The sequence below is a fragment of the Halanaerobium polyolivorans genome (assembly GCF_020711195.1).
Classification (GTDB): Bacteria; Bacillota; Halanaerobiia; order Halanaerobiales; family Halanaerobiaceae; genus Halanaerobium; species Halanaerobium polyolivorans.
Map to the genome: position 1 here is coordinate 56,754 of NZ_JAJFAT010000013.1, position 20,531 is coordinate 77,284.

Below are 20,531 nucleotides of genomic sequence, written 5' to 3' on the forward strand. Positions count from 1 at the left end.
TTATTCCCTTAATTTAACTTAAATTCCTCTTTTAATATATTTAGTATGAAGTAGTTGATGAGCCTTCTCACTTCCCGGTTCATCTAAATACTCTTCATATAATTTTTGAATATAGGGGTTTTCATGAGATTTTCTGTATTCTTTCTTTTTATCAATCTCATAGATTGCATCCATTCTTTTTTGCAGCACTTCTTCTGAGGCAGCCAGAGGTTGGCCTCCTCCCCCCAGACAGCCACCAGGGCAGGTCATAAACTCAACAAAGTGGAACTGTTCACCATTTTTAATCAACTCAAATATTTTTCGTGCATTAGCAAGTCCATGAGCAACAGCAACTTTGACCTCAAGTCCATCGATATTTACCGCTGCTTTTTTGATACCTTCAAAACCCCTTATGCTTTCAAAATCTATTTCTTTTAGTTCTTCACCTGTGATTAAATCATAAGCAGTTCTTAAAGCAGCTTCCATTACTCCACCTGTACTGCCAAAGATTGCTCCGGCACCGGTTGAACTTCCCATCAGCAGATCAAAGTCTTCACTGCCTAAATCATTTAAATCCAGACCGGCCTGTTTGATCATTCTAGCTAACTCTCTAGTTGTTAAAACATAATCCACATCACCCTTCATTTCCTCACGCTGGGCCTCATATTTTTTAGCTGTACAGGGCATGATAGAAACCACTGCCAGATCTTCTTTTTCTATTCCCTCTTTTTCTATATAATATGAGTTTGCCAGAGCACCAAACATCTGCTGAGGAGATTTACAGCTTGATACATGCTCTAGATAGTCAGGATAATACTGCTCGATAAATTTAATCCAACCAGGACTACAGGAAGTAAAGAGGGGTAATTTTTCGTTATTGTTAATTCTATTAATCAATTCTGTTCCCTCTTCTAAAATAGTTAAGTCAGCAGTAAAGTTGGTATCATAAACCTTATCAAAACCAAGTTTTCTCAAAGCTGCAACCATTTCACCTGTACAAATTGCTCCTGCTTGCTTGCCAAAAGCTTCAGATAAAGCTACCCTAACAGCTGGTGCTGTTTGAACTACAACATGTTTATCTGGATCACTTAAAAGATCCCAAACATCATCAATATATTCTCTTTCTGTAAGTGCTCCTGTAGGACAAACGAGGGTACACTGTCCACACATAACACAGGTGCTTTCCATTAGATTAGCAAAAAAGGTGGTATTAACTACAGTATCAAAACCTCTTCCATCTGTGCTGATTGCTTCAACCGACTGCACTTCTTTACAGATGTTTTCACATCTTCTACAGAGAATACATTTTTCGGGATCTCTGATAATTGAGGGGGTTGAGTAATCTTTTTTAAAACTGCTCTTTTTACCCTCGAATCTTATTTCCCTAATACCTAAATCTTCTGCTATCTTCCTCAGATCACAGTCATCATTGCTTAAACAGCTTGGACATTCTACATCATGATTTGAAAGCAGGAATTCTAGATTCATTTTCCTGGTATCTCTTACCCTTTTATTATTTGTTTGAATTTTTAGGCCTTCTGAAACAGGGGTTATACAGGCGGCAGCTAACTTACCGGTATTCTCTATTTCGACGAGACAGACCCTACAGGCTCCGATAACATTTTTTTCTTTGAGATAACAGAGGTTCGGTATATTTTTACCTATTGCCTGAGCTGCTTCTAAAACTGTACTATCAGCATCTACTTCTAGTTCTTGATCATCTATATAAATATTTACTTTATCTTTAGCCATTATATTACCTCCTCAGCTTTATCTTTTACATCACAGCGGAGACAGCGGCTGGCCTCTTCTCTTGCCTGTTCAAGTGAATAACCTTTTTCCACTTCTTTAAATCCTTTTTTCCTTTCGGCAAGTAAAATCGTAGGCATCTTAACCCTTCTTTTTTCTTCTTCGATGATGGGTAGATTAATTTTCCGCTCTCTTTCTTCACTTTTAACAACTTTTCCATCTCCACCGAGATATTTATCAATCTCTGCTGCAGCTTCTTTTCCCTGTTGAATTGACTCAATTACAGTAGAAGGTCCACTTACACAGTCACCACCTGCAAATATCCAATCAATATTTGTGGAATAATTTGAATTGGTTTTAATTGTTGAACCAGCCATTTCTATATCAAATTTACCTTTTTTGAAGGTTTGATCTACCTGCTGTCCTATTGCGGAAATCACTATATCAGTATCAAGCAGGAAGTTTGATCCTTCAACTTCTTTTGGTCTTCTTCTTCCACTTGTATCAAATTTACCTCCCTCAATTTTAACACATTCTAATTTATCAATTTTACCGTCTTTTTCATGAATCTTAACCGGGTTAATCTGAGGATAAATATTGATTTGTTCATATTCTGCTTCATCGATTTCTTCTTTATGAGCAGGCATATCATTTTTGGTTCTTCTGTAAACTATATTGATTTCTTCTGCTCCAAGCCGAACCATATTCCGGGCAACATCTATTGCGGCATTACCTCCACCGACCACAGCTACTTTTTTACCTTTAACTTTTAATTTTTTTCCTTTATTGATATCATGCAGTATTTCTAGGGCAGAATAGATACCATCTACATCCTGACCTTCAAGATAAAGGCTTCTATCTTCTTCTGCTCCTACAGCTAAATAGACCGCCCAGAACCCTTCTTCTTTAAGCTCTTCTAAGGTTATATCTTTTCCAACTTTGGTATCTACAACAATATCGACACCCATTGCTGTTAAAACTCCGATCTCTTCATTTAAAATATCTTTTGGTAAACGATATTCAGGTATTCCTAAGGCCAACATACCTCCAACTTCAGTTTCGGCTTCAAATATAGTTACCTGATAGCCTTTTTTGCGGAGATAAAATGCAGCTGTAAGACCTGAAGGTCCTGAACCTACTATAGCTACTCTTTTATCTTTTTCAGCCTCAATTTCTGGGACTGGAAAACCATCTTCTTCTTTTAGTAAATAATCACCAGCAAAACGTTTTAATTCTCTAATTGCCAGTGCTTCATCCATAGCCCCTCTATTACAGGAGTCTTCACATAAATTATAGCAGACACGTCCACAAACTACAGCAAGTGGGTTTTCTTCCTGGATAACTTTATATGCTTCTCTATAATTACCCTCTCTAATATAATTGATATACATTGGTACATCAACATTTGCCGGACATGCATTTTGACATGGTGAGGTAAAAAGAGCAGCACAGACTGAAGAATCACAGTGTTTATTATCAATATGATTAAAGTATTCATCTTCAAAATATCTAATTGTACTTAAGACAGGATTGGGAGCAGTTTGACCCAAACCACAGAAAGAAGAATCTTTGATCTTTTCGCCCATATCCATCAGCAGTTCAAAATCTTTTCTATTAGCTTCACCAAGGCTGATCTTTTCTAAGATCTCCAACATCCTTGTTGTACCAATCCGACAGGGAGTACACTGTCCACATGACTCATCTACACAAAAGTCAACAAAATATTTTGCCAGGTCAACCATACAGGTTTGGTCATCCATGATAATCAAACCACCAGAACCCATTATAGTACCAAGTTCACTTAAAGAATCATAATCAACAGGTACATTTAGGTGCTCAATCGGGATACAGCCACCAGAGGGACCACCGGTTTGAGCTGCTTTAAAGTCCGCATCATTTTCTAGACCTCCACCGATATCGAAGACGATTTCTCCCAGGCTGGTACCCATAGGAACCTCGACCAATCCATTGTTTTTAATTTTACCTGCTAAAGCAAAAACCTTTGTTCCCGGACTATCAGCTGTACCATAATTTTTAAACCAGCTGCTGCCATTTCTGATGATTTCAGGTACATTGGCAAAGGTTTCAACATTATTGATTACCGTTGCTTTACCATATAAGCCTGAATCGGTAGGATAAGGAGGTTTTGGTCTTGGTTCTCCTCTTTTTCCCTCTATTGAAGCAATTAATGAAGTTTCTTCTCCACAGACAAATGCTCCTGCACCAAGTCTAATATCTATCTCAAAATCAAAACCACTGTCAAGAATATTTTCTCCTAAAACTCCCATCTCTTTAGCATCTTTGATAGCCTTTTTTAGCCTTTTAATTGCAAGGGGATATTCTGCCCTACAGTAAATATAGCCTTTATTGGCACCCATTGCATAACCAGCAATGGTCATCCCTTCTATAAGTCTGTGGGGATCACCTTCTAAGATGCTTCTATCCATAAAAGCACCAGGGTCACCTTCATCTGCATTACAGATTAAATATTTATCTCGACCATTTTTTGAAGCAGCAAACCCCCACTTCATACCAGTGGAAAATCCAGCTCCACCTCTACCCCTTAATTTAGCATCTTTTACGATCTCTATAACTTCTTCTGGAGTTAATTCATTAACAGCTCTGGCAAGTCCCTGATAACCATGATTGGCAATAGCTTCTTCGATGTTTTCGGGATTGATATTACCACAGTTTTTTAATACTATCCGCTGCTGTTTGCGGAAAAAGTCACTTTCCTGGTCTACCAGCCAGCGGTTTATTACATTTCCATTTACAATATGCTGTTTGATTATCTCTGCTGCTTTTTCTTGATCAACATTACCATAAATGTATCTTTTTTCATCCATTCTGATTTCCATTAAAGGCTCTTCAGCACAGAGACCAATACATCCAGTTTGATCTAATTCGATATTAGAAAGATTTTGTTTTTTTATTTCATTTTTGGCAGTACTTAAGATTTCTTCTGCACCGGCGGCAATTCCACAGGTGCCCATTCCGATGATAATTCTTGTTTTAGCTCTACCGGAATATTTTTTTGCTAATTCCTGCTGGATCAAAGATAGATCTTTAGTTTTAAGCATCTTATACCTCCTCCATTTCTCTATTTAAATATTTATCGATTATTGTTACAGCTTTTTCGGGATTTAAGAGCCCATGTGCTTTTCCATTTACAGTCATTACAGGTGAAAGACCACATGCACCAAGACAGCGCACAACCTCTAAAGATAACTTTCCATCTTCAGTGGTCTCACCAGATGCTATTCCATATCTGTCTTCAATTTTTTCGATGATTTCTTTTGCTCCCTTTACATAACAGGCTGTTCCCTTACATAATGCAACCTGATATTCACCCTTTGGTGTATCAGAAAAATAATTGTAAAATGAAATAACACTGCTGACAGTTGTAGGTGCCATATTCAAATTATCTGCAACTATTTTTTGTACATCCTTAGGAAGATAGCCGATTAATTCCTGTGCTTCATGCAGGATCTCAATCAAGGCAAAACCATCACCCTCATACTTCGCCAAAATTGCTTCAATCTCTTCACGATATTCTTCTGATTTTTTTGCTTCAATTACTGACATGATAAACCTCCCCTTAATTTAATTTGTTTTGTGAAATTTTTCTCTTTAATTTGTAAAAATTTTACTACCTTTCTTTGTTAGCAAAAACTTAATTTTTAAAGAAATATTTCACATGACTCAACTACATAATATGCATATTGTGTGCCAAAAGAGCAAAAAACCATAAATTATTTAATATAATTCGAAAAATCTTCAAATAGCCGTCATCTCAAAGTTCATGACCTCTTTTCAAAAGATAATTTTTCTAATAGTCAAAATATTTACCTTATTATTAGCTGTTTTTTTAAAACTTGACTTATTTTATAAGATTATTAATGCATTTTTGCATTAATATTTGGCGGAATCTTCAGAATATTAAGCGCTTTATTGTGAAATATAGTACAGCTTAGGTCAATTAATATTAATGCATTCTTGCATTGCAATAATGCGGTTTTGCATTAATGGAAGTATTTCTTTAACTTTCTTACCACTGTAGATTGATTGACCCCAAGCATATCTGCCATTTCATAGGTGCTTTTACAGTTCTCCTGGGCCATTTCTAAGATCTTTTTTTCCACCTCTGCTACCGCTTTTGGCAGCGGCATAAGAGAAGAAACCGAGATCCCTTCAGTTTTAAATTCTTCACCATAAAGTGCAAGTACATCCTGATAATCAATAAGCAGTTTTTCCGATGTTATGACAAGCCTTTCAATAACATTGTTAAGTTCTCTTACATTTCCAGGCCAGTCATATTTCATAAATAATTTTACTGCTCTCTCACTGATACTAATATTTTTATCATATTTTTCTTTTAATATCGATAGATAATGGTCAATTAAAGCCGGTATAGCATTTTTTCTTTTTCTGAGTGGAGGAATTCTGATCGGAAATACATTTAAACGATAATATAGATCCTCACGAAATTCTTTATCTTTGACCATCTGTTCTAGATCTCTATTGGTAGCTGTGATGAGTCTAAAGTTTACCTTTTTAGGTTTTACACTACCTATGCGATAAACACTGTGTTCCTGAAGTACCTGCAGTAATTTTGCCTGCATATTAGGTGATAGTTCTCCGATTTCATCTAAAAACAGGGTGCCATTATCTGCCTCTTCGATCAAACCGGGTTTACCACTTTTGCGGGCTCCACTGAAGGCTCCTTTTTCATAACCAAATAATTCTGATTCCAATAAGTTGGTGGGGATTGCAGCACAATTGATCTTAACAAAATCACCTTCATTATTGCTTTGTTCATAAATAAATTTTGCTATTACTTCTTTTCCGGTTCCCGATTCACCTGTGATCAGTATCGTAGAATCGGTCTCAGCAACTTTTGCCGCAAGGTTGATGATCTTTTTCATCTCTTTTGATTTAGAAACAAGATAATCGGGAATATCCTGATCATTTAATTCGTTTTGCGAATTAGAAAAACTAATTTCGGCCAGATCACGAGCATTTATTATGATCTGTTCAAGTTTAGCTGCCTGATCTTTAATTGCTTTTGCGGTTAAAAGGATGCGTTTATTTTTACCGTGATTTTGAACAAAGGTTATTTGCTCTTTTTCTTTTAAGCTCTGCAAATCAAGCCCAGGATAAAGACCTAATCTTTTTTCTAGCTGAGAAATCTTTTTACCCTTAGCTTCCTCTAATTCAAGGCCTAACATTTGCAGATAAGAACTGTTTATTTTTTCGACTCTACCATCTTTATCTATAAGCATAATCCCATCATAAGAAGAACTGATTATGAGGTTAAGATTTTTATTTACTTTTTGTATTTCTTTTAATTCTCCTCTTTTTTCTTTTAGCAGATAAGGAAGACAGATTTTAACATCAGCAAAACCGTGAATAACTGCAGCTGCTTTATCCCGGCAGCTTTCAAATCCACAGGCACCACAATCAAGCAGATCAGCTTCTTCATATTTATCTGTTTTATTTAAGATCTGCCAAATTTCTTTTTCAGATGGTGTTTTAAGCACCATATTTTCGGCCTGATATTTAGCGGAAAGATCTAAGTGAGCAGCAATATCTTTGTTATACTGATTAAAATAACTGTTTGTCTTTAGATATTGATATAAGTGTTTTTGTTTAAGAAAATAATTTTCTGAACTTAAATCAACTCCATCAATACAGCCTTTGCAAAATAGTAGGTCGGCAAATTCTAATTCTATTTTTTCGGCCTTTAAGGCTTCCATCAATTCTATAACTTCTTTTTCTCCTTCAATATGAAGTGAATTATCAAGCTGGGCACTTACTTTTTTTAGTAATTCTCCTCCAACCGCCAGAGAACGGGCCGAATTAGAAATATCATTTTTATCAGCCGAACTTTCTAATTCAGGCTCAATATTATTTTCAACCCTTATATCCAGCTCTTCAGCAATTGAAAATAATTCGCTAAAAGTCAGAACAGCTGCAATATTTTCTTCACTTTCAAGCTCTACTTTTTTTGCCTGGCAGGGTCCTACCAGAACAAGTTTTGCTGATGGGCCTTCTTTTTTAATATAGCGGCTCAGGGCCTTCATCGGTGAAACTACCTCTATAATATTAGCACTTAATTGTGGATAATATTTATTGATTAAATTGACAATCACCGGACAGGCAGAAGAAATTAAAGTTTTATCATTATTTTGCAAAATTTCTGTATATTTTTCGCTAATTAAATCTGCTCCCCAGGCTACTTCATAAATATTTTTAAATCCCAGCTTAGATAAAAAGTTAAACCAGTCTTCTTTCTGCCAGGAAAGCTTGTATACAGGGTAACTTGGTGCCAGAGCAACTGCTAAATTATCTTCTTTTTGCAGCAGTTCTATTACTTCATTTTTCTGATCTACTATTTCTCTGGCGTTTTGTGAACATAAATTTACACATTTACCACAATGAATACATCTTTCTTCTATAACTTCAACCTTACCATCATTAACCTTAACTGCACTGACAGGACAATTCCGAACACAGGCATAACATTCATGACAGTATTCTTTTAAAATATTTATGAACAATTAAAGCACCACCTTTTGGTGTTAAATTAAATCCTCTATCTTAAATTTTATCATGCTAATTAAAAAACAGCAAGCAAAAAAGCCTGCTAAAAAGCAGGCTCGGTCCATTAATTGCTGAGTATTTAATTATTTAATTCTAAGTTTTCCCCTTTAATGATTTTTTCCATAAGACTTGATATTAGCAGGATAGAAATGCTTGTAAAAATAAATCTCAAAACAGAGAATTTAAGCCCGATAAATTGGATTTCTACTCCCAATTGAGGTATTTTTAAAGATGCCCAAACTCCTAAAAATATAATGACATTACTTAGGCTGGCTTTTTTTCTCAACAACTCTCCTGCAATTGGAAAGGCGATATACATCGGACCGGTTGGTAAAGTACCCAGAAAAAAAGAAAATATTTTTCCTTTCAAACCTGATTTTTCACCCAGATATTTTTTAACCAAAGAGGTTGGTACCCAGACATCAGCCAAACCCATAATAACTAAAACAGCCGGAAATATCATAAGCATTTCTTTAATATATCTAGATGACATCTCCTGAGCCAGGGGAAAACGCTCCGGAAAAAACCTTTGAAATAAGAAGGCAATCACAAGCCAAAAAATAATTATTTTTAGTATTTTAGTTAATTTAGATTTAGTTTTCACATAAACACCCCAATCAAAAATGAAATTATGACCGCAAATATTAAAGCAAAAAAGTTTCTGTAAAATGTTATTTTTTTACCTAGCTCTTTTATTTCAACCGGGATTGTGACAAAACCAACCATCGTCAAGGTCGTTATAAAAGCTGCAACAGGTGTATAGGAGGCTCCTGCATCTATCAATGAACCTGCCAAAGGTAAAGCGATCAAACTGGGGATCATCATCACAGCCCCAAATAGGGCTGCTGCTGCAACCTGAATTAAATTAAAATCTGCTCCCAAATAGTTTCTGATCACCTCTGGGGGTAAAAAGGCAAAGATGATTCCAATTACCGCCACAATTGATATCAAAGCAGGAGCAAGCTCTAAACCTTTATTTAAAGCAATTTTTAGGGCCTTTTTAGACTTCTTGGTGCTGTATTTAAATGAAACTGCCAATAATATTAAAGCTGTTAAGTTAATAATTAAAGCTACTATTTTATTATCCCCCAAATTAGTCAATAATTAAACTATCTATGTAAAGCTTAGATAATTATTAAATAAAAGTCAATGAGCTATATCACATTGAACTTTTATTGAACTAATTAAAAAATCCTCTTCTAACTAGAACAGGGCTATATATTAACCTGCCTAGCAGAAGAGGATTAAAGACTAAAACTTTCTTATTCTATTTGATCAACAAATACTTTATAAATCTTATCTTTCAGCTGATAACCTAAATCACGAAGACTTTGGTCTAAAGCTTTTAAAGTTCGATAAATTTTTTCTTCATAACAATTTTCACCCATATGACCGATCCGAAATATATTATTCTTAAATTTGCCAACTGAGCCTGCAATCATGACATTGTATTTTTCTGTCATATGCTGATTTAATTCCTGAAAGTCGATCATTTCCGGAACTTTGAGGGCAGTTACAGTATCAGAGTAACCATTGTCTGCATATATTTCTAAACCGGATCTAGAAAGTGCCTTTCTTAATGCTTCGGCTATTCTACTGTGTCTATAATATACTTTTTTATCTGCCAGCCATTTGTCAAGAGCAGCATCAAGAGCATAAATATCACTAATAGCCTGTGTATATGGGAAATTCTTTTTTTGATACCAGTTCTGCCAGTGCTGTAAATTGGTATAATAACCTTTCACAGCTGTTTCCCTACTATTTATTAGATCCCAGGCTTTAGTGCTGACACTCATAAAGGTCAAACCGGGAGGTACAGATAAACACTTCTGTGAACCACCTAAAATAATATCGATCCCCCAGCTGTCAACATCTATTTCAACTCCACCGATAGAGGAAACTGCATCCACAACAGAGAGGATATTATGCTTATTTAGTAAAGCACAAATTTCTTCTGCCGGATTAATGACTCCAGTTGGAGTTTCACAGTGAACAAAAGTGGCAAATTTGAAATCATTATTCTGGCTGAGCTTTTTTTCTAATTCTTTGCTGTCAATTGCTTTATCATCGGGAAACTCCCATTTAGTTACTTCAGCACCATAAAGGTCGGCAAAATCTGCAAAGCCGCTGCCGAAAATGCCGTTAGCCAAAACTAAAACCTTATCACCATTTTCAATCAGTGAAGCACAGGCAGATTCCAAACCTAAGATTCCTTCTCCACTCATGATAATCATATCATTTTTAGTTTTTACTACTTTTTTTAACTTTTTAGAAACATTTAAATAAAAATCAAAAAATTCTGGGTCTAGATCAGGATTGGTAATCTTTTTGCTCATTGCCCGCCTGACTTCTTCACTAACCTCTGTTGGCCCAGGTGTCATAATTAAAAGGTTATTCACATAAATCACTCCTAAAAATTAAGCTGTAATATAAATCTTATAATTTAAAGCCGGGTCTTGTCAATAGTTTTGATTAAAATAAGCAAAAAACTTTAAAAATAACCGAGTAACTTGCAATAATAATTCAACTACCCTATAATAACTAACAAAGAAAATTCATCTTTTTCTGGAGGTGATCTATCTTTGACAGAAGAGAATAAAGATAAATCAATCCCTTTTATTATAACAATCTCGTATTTGCTTTCATTTTTATTTATCCGCCTGGCTGTTATTATCGCTGGTGCTGCAGGTAGTGCTGCATCTCAAGCGGTTAAAGCTGGTGAGATCCGCTTTTATATTGGGACAAATATAATTTTATTTGGTTACCATATTCATCATTTGTTCATAGGGATATTTTTAATTGCCCTGGCCGGTTGGTTTGCTATAATTGGTTCTGATTATTTTGACAAGAGAGATACAGCTTTGATGTACGGAATCGGTATGGGCCTGTTTATGGATGAAATAGGACTTTTATTATCCTGGGGAGATTATTGGTCAAGTACTACCTATTTATTAAGTCTACTTTTAGGTGGTATTTTCTTGAATATAATCTTTTTTCCGGATTTCTGGAATGAGGTTAAAGAACATTTAAGAGCAGTTGATCCCAAAAAAATGGTTGTTTCACATTATAAAAGAGACTCTATTATTCGGGGGGTAGACAAAATGGCAGAAGAAGCTGGTAAAACGGAAAAAATAAGTCAGATATTTTCAGGTTTAATATATGTTGCAGTTGGTATAATGATTATTGCAAATCCAGAACTGGTATATTACTGGGTAGCAGGAGGTTTCTTCCTCCAGGGATTAACCATGTTCGTTAGAGCCTGGAAATCCTAAACTATAAATTTGTAAATCAAGTAGAAAAACACCTGAGAGGATTAAACTTTCAGGTGTTTTTAGTTTATAAAAAAACTTAAAAAGCCAGTACAACTCCACCTTCATTAGCATAAACAGTGCTTATCCCGGCTGTATCAACTATAATAACTTCTCTAAAATTATATCTTTTTTGGGCCTCTTTTTTTATATACTCTGCCTTTTTAAGGGCATTACAGTGAGAAATGCCGAGAACTTTCTGCTCTAGATCTTTTCCTCTCTCACCTATTTTATCAACCAATTTCTTGATTGCTTTTTTACTACCTCTAGCTTTATCTAATAGCATAATTGTCCCATCTTCAGCCCCTGCTAAAATTGGTTTAATATTAAAAAAGGAAGCTATTTTTCCTTTTACTTTATTCATTCTTCCTGCTTTGATTAAATTATCGAGTGAATCTAAAACAAATAGGGTTTCCATTTCGGCTATATATTTTTCGGTTTTTTTAACTATTTCTTCTCTTTCATAACCTGCTTCGATCAATTCTCCAATTTTATAGGCTATCATTGTTTCTCCTACTGTAGCACTATAGGAGTTAAAAACATGGACAAATATATCCTCATTTTCATCATTTATCATCTGCTTTGCCAGCAGAGCACTTTGATAGCTAGCACTCAGTTCTTTAGATAAAGTAACTACAAATACAGTATCATGACCTCTAAATAATTCTAAAAATGATTCTGGAGAAGGACTGGCGGTTTTTGGAGCCTCTTTACTTTTCTGCATGGTCTTTAAAAGTTCTTCCCTATCTAAACTTTGATCATCAATAAATTTTTTGTCTCCTATATCAATGCTAAGGGGTGCTGTGGAGATATCAAATCTTTCTCTAATATCTTCATTCAAATCACAGCAGCTATCTACTACAATTTTTGAATTCATTATTTTTACCTCCAAAATTCTATATAAGTTAACAATCTATATATATTTTATCTATTGTTAAGGTAAAAATCAACTATTCTGGAGAAATAATAAAAACCCCGACTAAATTAATAGCCGAGGCATTTAAATTCTAATTTAATTTAAATTGCTTAATTGTTACTATATAACAACAACATTTTCTGCCTGAGGACCACGGTCTCCTTCAACGATTTCAAATTCTACCTCTTGATCTTCACTTAAGGTTTTAAAACCTTCCTGTTCAATGGCAGAAAAATGTACAAATACATCGTCTCCATCTTCTCTTTCAATAAATCCATAACCTTTTTTCTCGTCAAACCATTTTACTGTACCTGTGTAAACCATATTAATATCTTCCTCCTAAATTTTAACCTGAGTAATGTAACTGTTTTAGGTTACTCAGTGTTTATAATATATCATTCATTTTATAATTTGTCAAATATTGCGAATCGATTTTTTACCCTTGCTTAAGTTCAATTTTTGCTGTTTGAAAATAATAATTTATTTTTAATTTAGCTAATTATCTTTTCTGCTCCCTTAATCTATGATATAATTCTTAAAGAAAGTTTTACTTTTAAATTGATAGGACAATTATAGAGATTAACTTTTAAGAGAAATAAAATAATTTCAGGAGGAAATTACATGCCTCAGTATTTAGACAGCAACTTTGTTTTTGATAATATCAATTTATTATTATTAACATCTGGTATTTTAGTTACCTTATTTACTTCATTATCAGCCTGGCGAAAAATCGAGAAAAACAAGCTCACATTCTATCTACTAATTATTTTTTACATATTAAGTTTCAGTCTGGTTATAACTACAAATAACTGGTTTTTATTTATGGTTGGCTGGGAAATGGCTACCTTAGCTACTTCTTTGATGCTGGTCTGGGATAATAAAAATATTGCCTGGGAATATTTTGTTATTCAATTTATTGCCGGGGCCTTTTTACTACTAACTGTGGTTATTGCTTATACAAATGGCTATACTCAAATTGGAGCAATTAACGAGTTCTGGCTGCAGCTGATGTTTATTATCGGTGTTGGTGTAAAAAGTGCTTTGATTGGGCTCCATTTCTGGGTTCCTTATGTATATAGACAGGCCTCTACCACTTTCTGTGCGATTTCATCTGCCTGGGTTGCTAAATTAGGTTATATAGCTTTATTGAAAATAATTACCGAGGGCAATAGAGTTCTGCTTTATATGGGAGTTATCATGATCTTTTATGGTGGGATCAAAGCCTTGGAAGAAAAAAATTATAAGCTGATCTTAGCCTACAGCTCGATCAGCCAGTTTGGTTTTATCGCTCTGGCGATTGGCAGTGGTAATATTTATGGTTATACAGGTGCTATCTTACATATTATAGCCCATGCCTTTGCAAAATCGACCTTATTTAATGGGGCCGGAAATTGGTTTAAAGAATTTAATTCTACCTCTATTTTCGATTTTGAACGGTGTGAACTGAAACAGAAAATCAATGCAGCAAGCACCATCCTGGCCTTTTTGTCTTTGATGGCAGTTCCACTATTTTTAGGTTATAATAGTAAACACCTTATCAAGTATTCACTTGAATCAATAGCAATGTTTGAGTTTCTTTTACACCTCGGCAGTATCTTAACAGTTGCTTATTCAGTTAAGATAATGTGGGTTATTATTTTTAAAGATCTTAAAGATAATGACTTTGATTTTAAAGCTAAAGTAAGCAGCAATTATAAGCCGAATCTGATAGAAAATATTTCTTTGCTTGTCCCGGCTTTGCTGCTGATTCCACTTGCTTTAACTGCAAATTATTATCTTCAGGCCCATTTTGATTTCCACTATCTTAGCGGGCTATTTACAACTGCTATTTATTTTATTGTTGCTTATCTGATCCGTTATCCAATTATGTCACGCTTAGAAAGATAGTTAAAGAGCTGGTGAAAATTCACCAGCCCTTTTTTTGTCTATAGCTATTTGTTTTTGGCTTTAATCATTGATATATTCTGCTAAACCACTGATAGTTTGTAGATTCAATTCTGCTGCTCTTTCTTCTCTCATCAGTAATGTATAGGTGTTATTAGCTTCTGCAAAATTAAGCCAGTGGATATTATGGGTTTCTTTATCCCAGTCTTTTACCTTTGTATAGGCTTCTTCTGCACCTACTATACCTTCTTCTCCCATACTTGTCATCAAAGTTGTTCCTGTATATTCCCAGTAAATATCGATTTGATCTGACTCAATTGCATTTCTTAAAACAGCTGTTGAGCCTAAACTGGTTCTATCTCTTACATCATAGCCATGGTTTTCTAATAATTGTACGGTAATACTACCTAAAATCAGCTGTTCTGTCCAGTTTTTTGAAGAAACAACAATTGTTGCTCCTTCTTTTTCTGCTGCAGCTTCAACTAATAGGGAGCTTTCTGCAAGAAAATCGGCTGCTATTTGATCTGGCTCTTCACCATCTACATCTGCTCTTTCATTAAGCTCTATCAATTTTTCATCGGTAAATAATTCGCTTAATTCATTGATTAGAGCTTCTAATTCTGGATATTCAGCCAGTATTTCTCCTCTGACAAGAGGCGCTACATTATAAGCGGGGAAAAATCCTCTGTCATCTCTAAGCATTCTTAAATTCATCGATGAAATTCTGCCATCTGTAGCATAACCCATCGCTACATCAACTTGATCAGAATCTAAAGCCTCATAGCTCAAACCAATCTGGATTGTACTTAAAGCATCTCGATCAAATCTAAAACCATACTCTTCTTCTAATCCTGGTATCCCATCTTCCCTTTCCAAGAAGTCAACACTTGTCGCCATCCTAATCGTCTCTTTTTCTCCAGCGACTTCTTCTTGAGTACAGCCTCCCAGAAAGAAAGCTGAGAAAAGAAGCAAAACAGCGATTAACAATATTAATTTTTTCTTTTTAAACATAAATCCAACTCCTATCTTATTTTAATTTTTTTCCTAAAAGCTCAAATGAACGATCTAAGATTATTGCAATAAAGGCAGCTAATAAAGATCCCAGCAGGATCTTAGGTCTATCAAACATAGCTAAACCTGTAAAAATCATCTGGCCTAAACCACCTGCTCCGATTAAATTAGATACCACAGCTGTGCCAACTGTAACCACAGCAGCTGTCTGAATACCGGCAATTATAATTGGTAGGGCTAAGGGTAATTCAACCTTATATAAAATTTCAAAAGGGGTCATTCCCATTCCCCGAGCGGCTTCTATAATTTCAGGCTCAATATTATTTAAGCCGGCAATGGTATTTCTAATAATAGGTAATAGAGCATAGATAATTAAAGCGGTCACCGCAGGTACAAAACCTACTCCCAAAAAGGGCAGTACCAATGCTATAACAGCCAAACTTGGTAGTCCCTGAGCTATATTGAAGATAAAAATTAATTTTTCACTATGTTTTTTTATAAAGTTTCTGCTTAAAATTATACCTATCGGTAGGGCAATAATTATAGCAGTTGAAACCGAAACAAATACCAGTCTTAAATGCTGGATCATCAATCTTATCCCATCATCAACAAAAATTTGCCAGTATTCAGCTAACATTTATTGATCCCTCCCCAGGTTAAGACTTTTTAAAACCCCTGGTGAAAGGAATTTCTTTTCTAGAAAACCCATTAAGATATCAACACTTACCGAAATAGATGAAACCAAGATGGCCCCTGTTATAATCATTTCGGTTCTGGTTCTAACAATCCCCTGATAGATCAGCTGACCTAAATTTCTCTCCCCTATAAAAACAGCCAGAGTTGCGATCCCGACCATCATTACAAGGGCTACCCTTACTCCAGCAATTATAACGGGTAAAGCAAGGGGCAGCTGTACCTTCCAGAGTATTTGACGCTCTGTCATACCCATTCCCCTGGCAGACTCGATAATAGCTGGATTTACCCCATTTAAAGCTGTATAAACATTTCTCAAAATAGGGATCATCGAATATAAGACTAGAGCAAATACAGCGCTTCTAATATTTAAGCCAAAGGCGGGAATGGTCATTAAAATCCCATATAATGAGATGCTAGGCACCGCCATAATAAAACTACCAAAAGCGATCAATGTTTTGGCTGTTTTACTCTTGTTTCTGATAATTATTCCCAGACTCAACCAGAGAAACAGGGATAAAATTATTGAGATCAAAAGCAGATATAGGTGGGCAAAAGTATAGTCGATAATATTATCTATATTGCTGATAAAATAATTAATAACAGACATCTTTTAACCCTCCCGAAATTATTCTTGATATTCAAAACTGATATGATTTTTAATATTATCTAAGTTTATCCTGCCCAGTAATTTATTTTCTAAATCTACAACCGGAAATATGGTAAATTCTTTTTCTAACATCAGATTGAAAACATCTTTTAATGAGGCATCTTTTTTTACAGCAGGAATTGCTTTAATATACTTCTGCCAATTTTTATGTCCATTTTTTTCTAAAGACCTTAAAGTTACATAGCCAGCCAATTTTTTATCTGCAGAAGTTATTAATAGGTATTTCTTTTTTTTCTGCTTTATTTTTTTGATCAAACTATGGTAGTCATCAGAAAGCACTGCAAAGTCAAAATCGCTTTCCATGATCTCACTTACATGAATTAAATTTAAAACCTTTAAAGCCCGATCTGAACCGATAAAATCTTCTACAAATTCATTTTGGGGCTTAGACAATATATTTTTGGGGCTATCATACTGAATCAATTTTCCTTTATTCATGATCAAAATTTTATCTCCCATTTTGATTGCTTCATCTATATCATGGGTCACAAAGCAGATAGTTTTATTAATTTTTTTCTGCAGTCTTAAAAATTCATTCTGCAGATCAGCTCTTGTAATTGGATCTACTGCTCCAAAGGGCTCATCCATAAGCATAATTGGGGGATCTGCTGCCATGGCTCTGGCAACTCCAACCCTCTGCTGCTGACCACCAGATAATTCATGGGGATATTTATCTATATTTGCAGCTGCATCTAAACCGATTAGTTCAAGTAGTTCCATCACCCGCTCATCGATCTTTTTTTGCTCCCACTTCAATAAAAGGGGAACGGTTGCAATATTTTCTTTAACTGTCATGTGGGGGAAAAGCCCTATTTCCTGGATAACATAACCAATTTTTCGCCTCAGTTCACTCTTTTTTTGAGCTGCAGTATTAACTCCATTTATGTAAATATTTCCCGAACTGGGCTCGATTAATCTATTGATCATTTTTAAAGTAGTAGTTTTACCACAACCAGAAGGACCTACAAATACACAGATTTCACCTTCTTCAACCTCTAAATTAAGGTTATAGACTGCTGCTTTTGCTTCACCCTGATAAGTTTTGCTCAGATTTTCTAATTTAATCATTTCTCTACACCTCTGAAAGATTTAGCAAAAAAGGCTAAAAAAATCATAGCCTTTTAATAGGAATTTTTATTAATAAAGTATACAGCCCAAGAGATTGCTTTGTCAAGTATTGCAAACAAAAAATCCTCTAAAAGCAGCAGATAATAAATCTAGCTGCTTAGAAGAGGATTTTAGATTAATCTATTATCTTTATTCGTTTCCTTCACCATGAGCATAACGGCTTGCTGCTGCAGAAGCTATCCCTGCAACCAAATCATCTAAAAAAGTATTAACCTTACCATTCTTTTTAGTGTCAAGTTCTTCTATAATTCCGAATTTCTTTTTATCTAAAAATCCATAACTGGTTAGACCAATTGTTCCATATAAATTTACAATTGAAAGAGGAAGGATCTCATCAATACCATAAAGACCTTCATCTGTATCAATAATAGTCTGAATAGGTTCTGGCAGCTGTTTTTTCTCAGCTAGCTCATCAAGAGCTACTCCGGTTAAAATTGCATGGGCTACTTCCCGCTTTTTTAAAACTGCCTCTACATTTTCACTACAGGTTTCTAAAGTTATTTCTGGATTAAAAGGTTCCTGTAATGATTTAACAAGTTCTGCAATATCTTTTACCTTTACTCCTCTATTATTTAAAACTTCGATTGATTTTTCATATAATGATTCCATTTAGACACTCCTTTATATATTTAAGTTCTTAATCTTTTTTCACAATATTTATCGATAAGCTCTAAGACATCATCTAATCTGGCCAGTTTTAAGAGCCAGTCAGTAGGAATATCAGAATATCCATAATATATTCCCGCTAAACCACCTGTTACTGCTGCAACAGTATCTGTATCTTCACCGAGATTTACAGCTTTTAATACAGCAGAGCTGTAAGAGTCGCTATTTAAAAGTACCCAGAAAGCTGCTTCAAGTGTATCAACAACATAGCCGCTTGATCTGATCTCAGCTTCTCTATACCTTTTTATATTTCCAGCCAAAATTCTTTTATAATATTTTAGCTCTACTTTATAAGGTTCAGCTTGAATAAAGTCTTTAATATGTTTTACTGTTGCTTGATAGGCATTTTGAAGTTCAGCCCCCTCAATAATTCGAATTGCAAAATCAATATAAATATAACAGCCTAAAATTGAACGAGGATGACTGTGGGTTATAGATGTGACTTCTTTTGTTTTATTAAATCGTTCTTCTTTATCAGCATCTAGAAGATAAAAAGCCAAAGGTAAAATTCTCATCAAAGCCCCATTACCATTATCTCTTTCTCCACCTGCACCTGCAGCAAGTGGAGGCTGACCGGCTTTAAGCTTAGAGATGGACTCCCGAGTAGTATTACCCACATCAAAGGTTCTACCTCTAGCAGTCCAATAGGCATCATAAAGCCAGCTGATAAATTTATCAGCTTGATCTTGAAGATCATATCCATTTATTAGGGATCCCAAAAGACAGAGAGTTAAAGAACTATCATCAGACCAGGTACCAGGCGGCTGATAATAGGTGCCATAACCCCTCATGTTTTGAACAGGATCTTTTTTCAATTCTTCTCGACTTTTAAACTCAACAGGTACACCAAGAGCATCAGCTGTAAGATGAGCAATAATCCCGGCTTTAAGTTTTTCTTTAAGCTCAGCACTCATTTTTTCACCTTCTTAATTATTGGCTATTGATACCGCCTGACAACTGCAGCGATAATGACCCCATAAACGATCCCGGCTAAAAATGATACTAAATCAGTCATTCCTGTTGATAAGAAAAAGGCCAAAGAAACCATTAAACCGAGCAGCCCACCTTTGATCAGTCCCAGACTACCTGCTTCTATTTTAGTCAGGCCGATTAAAAATCCCATGATTAACCTATTATACCAGAGTGCAAAAAGATATAATTCATTTCCGCTAAAACCCTGTCTAATACTTCCTCCGATTATGCAGATGATTCCTAAGAGTGCTCCACTAATGATTGAGACCTTTAATTTTTTGTTAAACATCTTAAGCTCCTCTTTTTGCCAATATTTTATTGATTCTTTTTGTTAAGACTGTATATTTTAGGATTAAAAATCCTAAATAACATTGGTGTATAAAAATCTTTAAGCAGAGTAATATATTCTGCTTCCTCTACTTTTTTCCCCTCCAGAGATAAAACTTCGTATTTCTCTTTATCTTCTTCCATAATTAAACCGATAAAATTATAATTGTTTTTTAAATAAAACTTTTTTCTTTTAATTCGCTGCTCATAATTAGCTGCATCTTCATAAGGTGATTCAATATCCAAAATTATTTTCTGGCCTTTTTTCAGTTCACTTAACTCATAAAGAACTTTGCTGCCATAGCCTTTTCCCCTGTGCTCTGCAGCTACAGCTAAATACAGGACAAAGGTTATTTCTTGATGATTAACCAGATAAAAAAAGCCAATAAATTCATTCTGATAATAAATTGCAAGAAATTCAACTTTAGCTTTTAATGCCCTTAAAGATAAAAACCATAAAGGCAATCTCTGTTCAGAAGGAAAAGCTTTTTTATATAGTTTTTTGATTCTCTTGTAATCAGCAGATAAAAACTTAACTTCTTTAAAATTAAAACTTGATTTCATCTTTCCACTCCTAAGATTATATGATCTAAAGCTGCTCAGTAAAAAATCACATAGACTTTCT

19 protein-coding genes are annotated in these 20,531 nt (G+C 34.8%); 2 read left to right on the top strand and 17 right to left on the bottom strand.

The features are described from left to right. Positions 1 to 18: 18 nt before the first annotated feature. The 7 genes from LJ207_RS09585 to LJ207_RS09615 form a co-directional block, all read right to left on the bottom strand. Positions 19 to 1,731, bottom strand: a complete 1,713-nt coding sequence (locus tag LJ207_RS09585; RefSeq protein ID WP_229346277.1) for an NADH-dependent [FeFe] hydrogenase, group A6 — start codon at positions 1,729 to 1,731, stop codon at positions 19 to 21. Then, positions 1,731 to 4,808: an NADH-quinone oxidoreductase subunit NuoF gene (gene nuoF / locus LJ207_RS09590; RefSeq protein WP_229346278.1), complete on the bottom strand. Its 3,078-nt coding sequence runs from the start codon at positions 4,806 to 4,808 to the stop codon at positions 1,731 to 1,733. Before nuoF ends, LJ207_RS09585 begins: the two co-directional genes overlap by 1 nt. A gap of 1 nt (position 4,809) precedes the next feature. Beyond that, positions 4,810 to 5,313 (bottom strand): NADH-quinone oxidoreductase subunit NuoE family protein, encoded by a 504-nt coding sequence (locus LJ207_RS09595; RefSeq protein WP_229346279.1) that lies wholly within the window; start codon positions 5,311 to 5,313, stop codon positions 4,810 to 4,812. 437 nt (positions 5,314 to 5,750) lie between these two features. Then, entirely contained in the window at positions 5,751 to 8,288 is a 2,538-nt protein-coding gene (locus LJ207_RS09600) for a sigma 54-interacting transcriptional regulator (RefSeq protein ID WP_229346280.1), read from the bottom strand. Between the two features lie 122 nt (positions 8,289 to 8,410). Continuing rightward, positions 8,411 to 8,935, bottom strand: a complete 525-nt coding sequence (locus tag LJ207_RS09605) for a permease (RefSeq protein ID WP_229346281.1) — start codon at positions 8,933 to 8,935, stop codon at positions 8,411 to 8,413. After that, positions 8,932 to 9,432, bottom strand: coding sequence for a permease (locus tag LJ207_RS09610; RefSeq protein WP_229346282.1), 501 nt, complete (start codon positions 9,430 to 9,432; stop codon positions 8,932 to 8,934). The genes LJ207_RS09605 and LJ207_RS09610 overlap by 4 nt, the downstream gene beginning before the upstream one ends. A 161-nt stretch (positions 9,433 to 9,593) precedes the next feature. Then, positions 9,594 to 10,730, bottom strand: coding sequence for a pyridoxal-phosphate-dependent aminotransferase family protein (locus tag LJ207_RS09615; RefSeq protein ID WP_229346283.1), 1,137 nt, complete (start codon positions 10,728 to 10,730; stop codon positions 9,594 to 9,596). A 183-nt stretch (positions 10,731 to 10,913) separates the two neighbouring features. Here LJ207_RS09615 and LJ207_RS09620 point away from each other — a divergent pair, with 183 nt between their 5' ends. After that, entirely contained in the window at positions 10,914 to 11,603 is a 690-nt protein-coding gene (locus LJ207_RS09620; RefSeq protein ID WP_229346284.1) for a hypothetical protein, read from the top strand. Between the two features lie 76 nt (positions 11,604 to 11,679). Here the strand turns inward: LJ207_RS09620 and LJ207_RS09625 are convergent, their stop codons facing one another. Beyond that, positions 11,680 to 12,516 carry a DegV family protein gene (locus LJ207_RS09625; protein WP_229346285.1) on the bottom strand — a complete coding sequence of 279 codons (837 nt, stop codon included), beginning with the start codon at positions 12,514 to 12,516 and terminating at the stop codon, positions 11,680 to 11,682. Positions 12,517 to 12,675: 159 nt separating this feature from the next. Next, on the bottom strand, positions 12,676 to 12,879 hold the full coding sequence (locus tag LJ207_RS09630; protein WP_229346286.1) for a cold-shock protein: 204 nt from the start codon (positions 12,877 to 12,879) through the stop codon (positions 12,676 to 12,678). A gap of 297 nt (positions 12,880 to 13,176) precedes the next feature. On the opposite strand from LJ207_RS09630, the gene LJ207_RS09635 reads away from it, so the two are divergent. Beyond that, positions 13,177 to 14,442 (top strand): complex I subunit 5 family protein, encoded by a 1,266-nt coding sequence (locus LJ207_RS09635; RefSeq protein ID WP_229346287.1) that lies wholly within the window; start codon positions 13,177 to 13,179, stop codon positions 14,440 to 14,442. 60 nt (positions 14,443 to 14,502) lie between these two features. On the opposite strand, the gene LJ207_RS09640 is transcribed toward LJ207_RS09635, so the two are convergent. The 8 genes from LJ207_RS09640 to LJ207_RS09675 all read right to left on the bottom strand — a co-directional run bounded on the left by LJ207_RS09640 (position 14,503) and on the right by LJ207_RS09675 (position 20,470). Further along, entirely contained in the window at positions 14,503 to 15,450 is a 948-nt protein-coding gene (locus tag LJ207_RS09640) for an ABC transporter substrate-binding protein (RefSeq protein ID WP_229346288.1), read from the bottom strand. 16 nt (positions 15,451 to 15,466) lie between these two features. Continuing rightward, positions 15,467 to 16,087: an ABC transporter permease gene (locus LJ207_RS09645; protein WP_229346289.1), complete on the bottom strand. Its 621-nt coding sequence runs from the start codon at positions 16,085 to 16,087 to the stop codon at positions 15,467 to 15,469. Further along, complete coding sequence (locus tag LJ207_RS09650) at positions 16,088 to 16,753, bottom strand: ABC transporter permease (protein WP_229346290.1); 666 nt, start codon at positions 16,751 to 16,753, stop codon at positions 16,088 to 16,090. A gap of 18 nt (positions 16,754 to 16,771) precedes the next feature. Next, on the bottom strand, positions 16,772 to 17,881 hold the full coding sequence (locus LJ207_RS09655; protein WP_229346291.1) for an ABC transporter ATP-binding protein: 1,110 nt from the start codon (positions 17,879 to 17,881) through the stop codon (positions 16,772 to 16,774). 189 nt (positions 17,882 to 18,070) lie between these two features. Then, the gene (locus tag LJ207_RS09660) at positions 18,071 to 18,550 is read right to left on the bottom strand and encodes a phosphatidylglycerophosphatase A family protein (RefSeq protein ID WP_229346292.1); all 480 of its coding nucleotides are present in this window, start codon (positions 18,548 to 18,550) and stop codon (positions 18,071 to 18,073) included. Between the two features lie 20 nt (positions 18,551 to 18,570). After that, on the bottom strand, positions 18,571 to 19,521 hold the full coding sequence (locus tag LJ207_RS09665; RefSeq protein ID WP_229346293.1) for an ADP-ribosylglycohydrolase family protein: 951 nt from the start codon (positions 19,519 to 19,521) through the stop codon (positions 18,571 to 18,573). 23 nt (positions 19,522 to 19,544) lie between these two features. Beyond that, positions 19,545 to 19,868, bottom strand: a complete 324-nt coding sequence (locus LJ207_RS09670) for a hypothetical protein (RefSeq protein WP_229346294.1) — start codon at positions 19,866 to 19,868, stop codon at positions 19,545 to 19,547. A 26-nt stretch (positions 19,869 to 19,894) separates the two neighbouring features. After that, complete coding sequence (locus tag LJ207_RS09675) at positions 19,895 to 20,470, bottom strand: GNAT family N-acetyltransferase (RefSeq protein ID WP_229346295.1); 576 nt, start codon at positions 20,468 to 20,470, stop codon at positions 19,895 to 19,897. Positions 20,471 to 20,531: the final 61 nt, after the last annotated feature.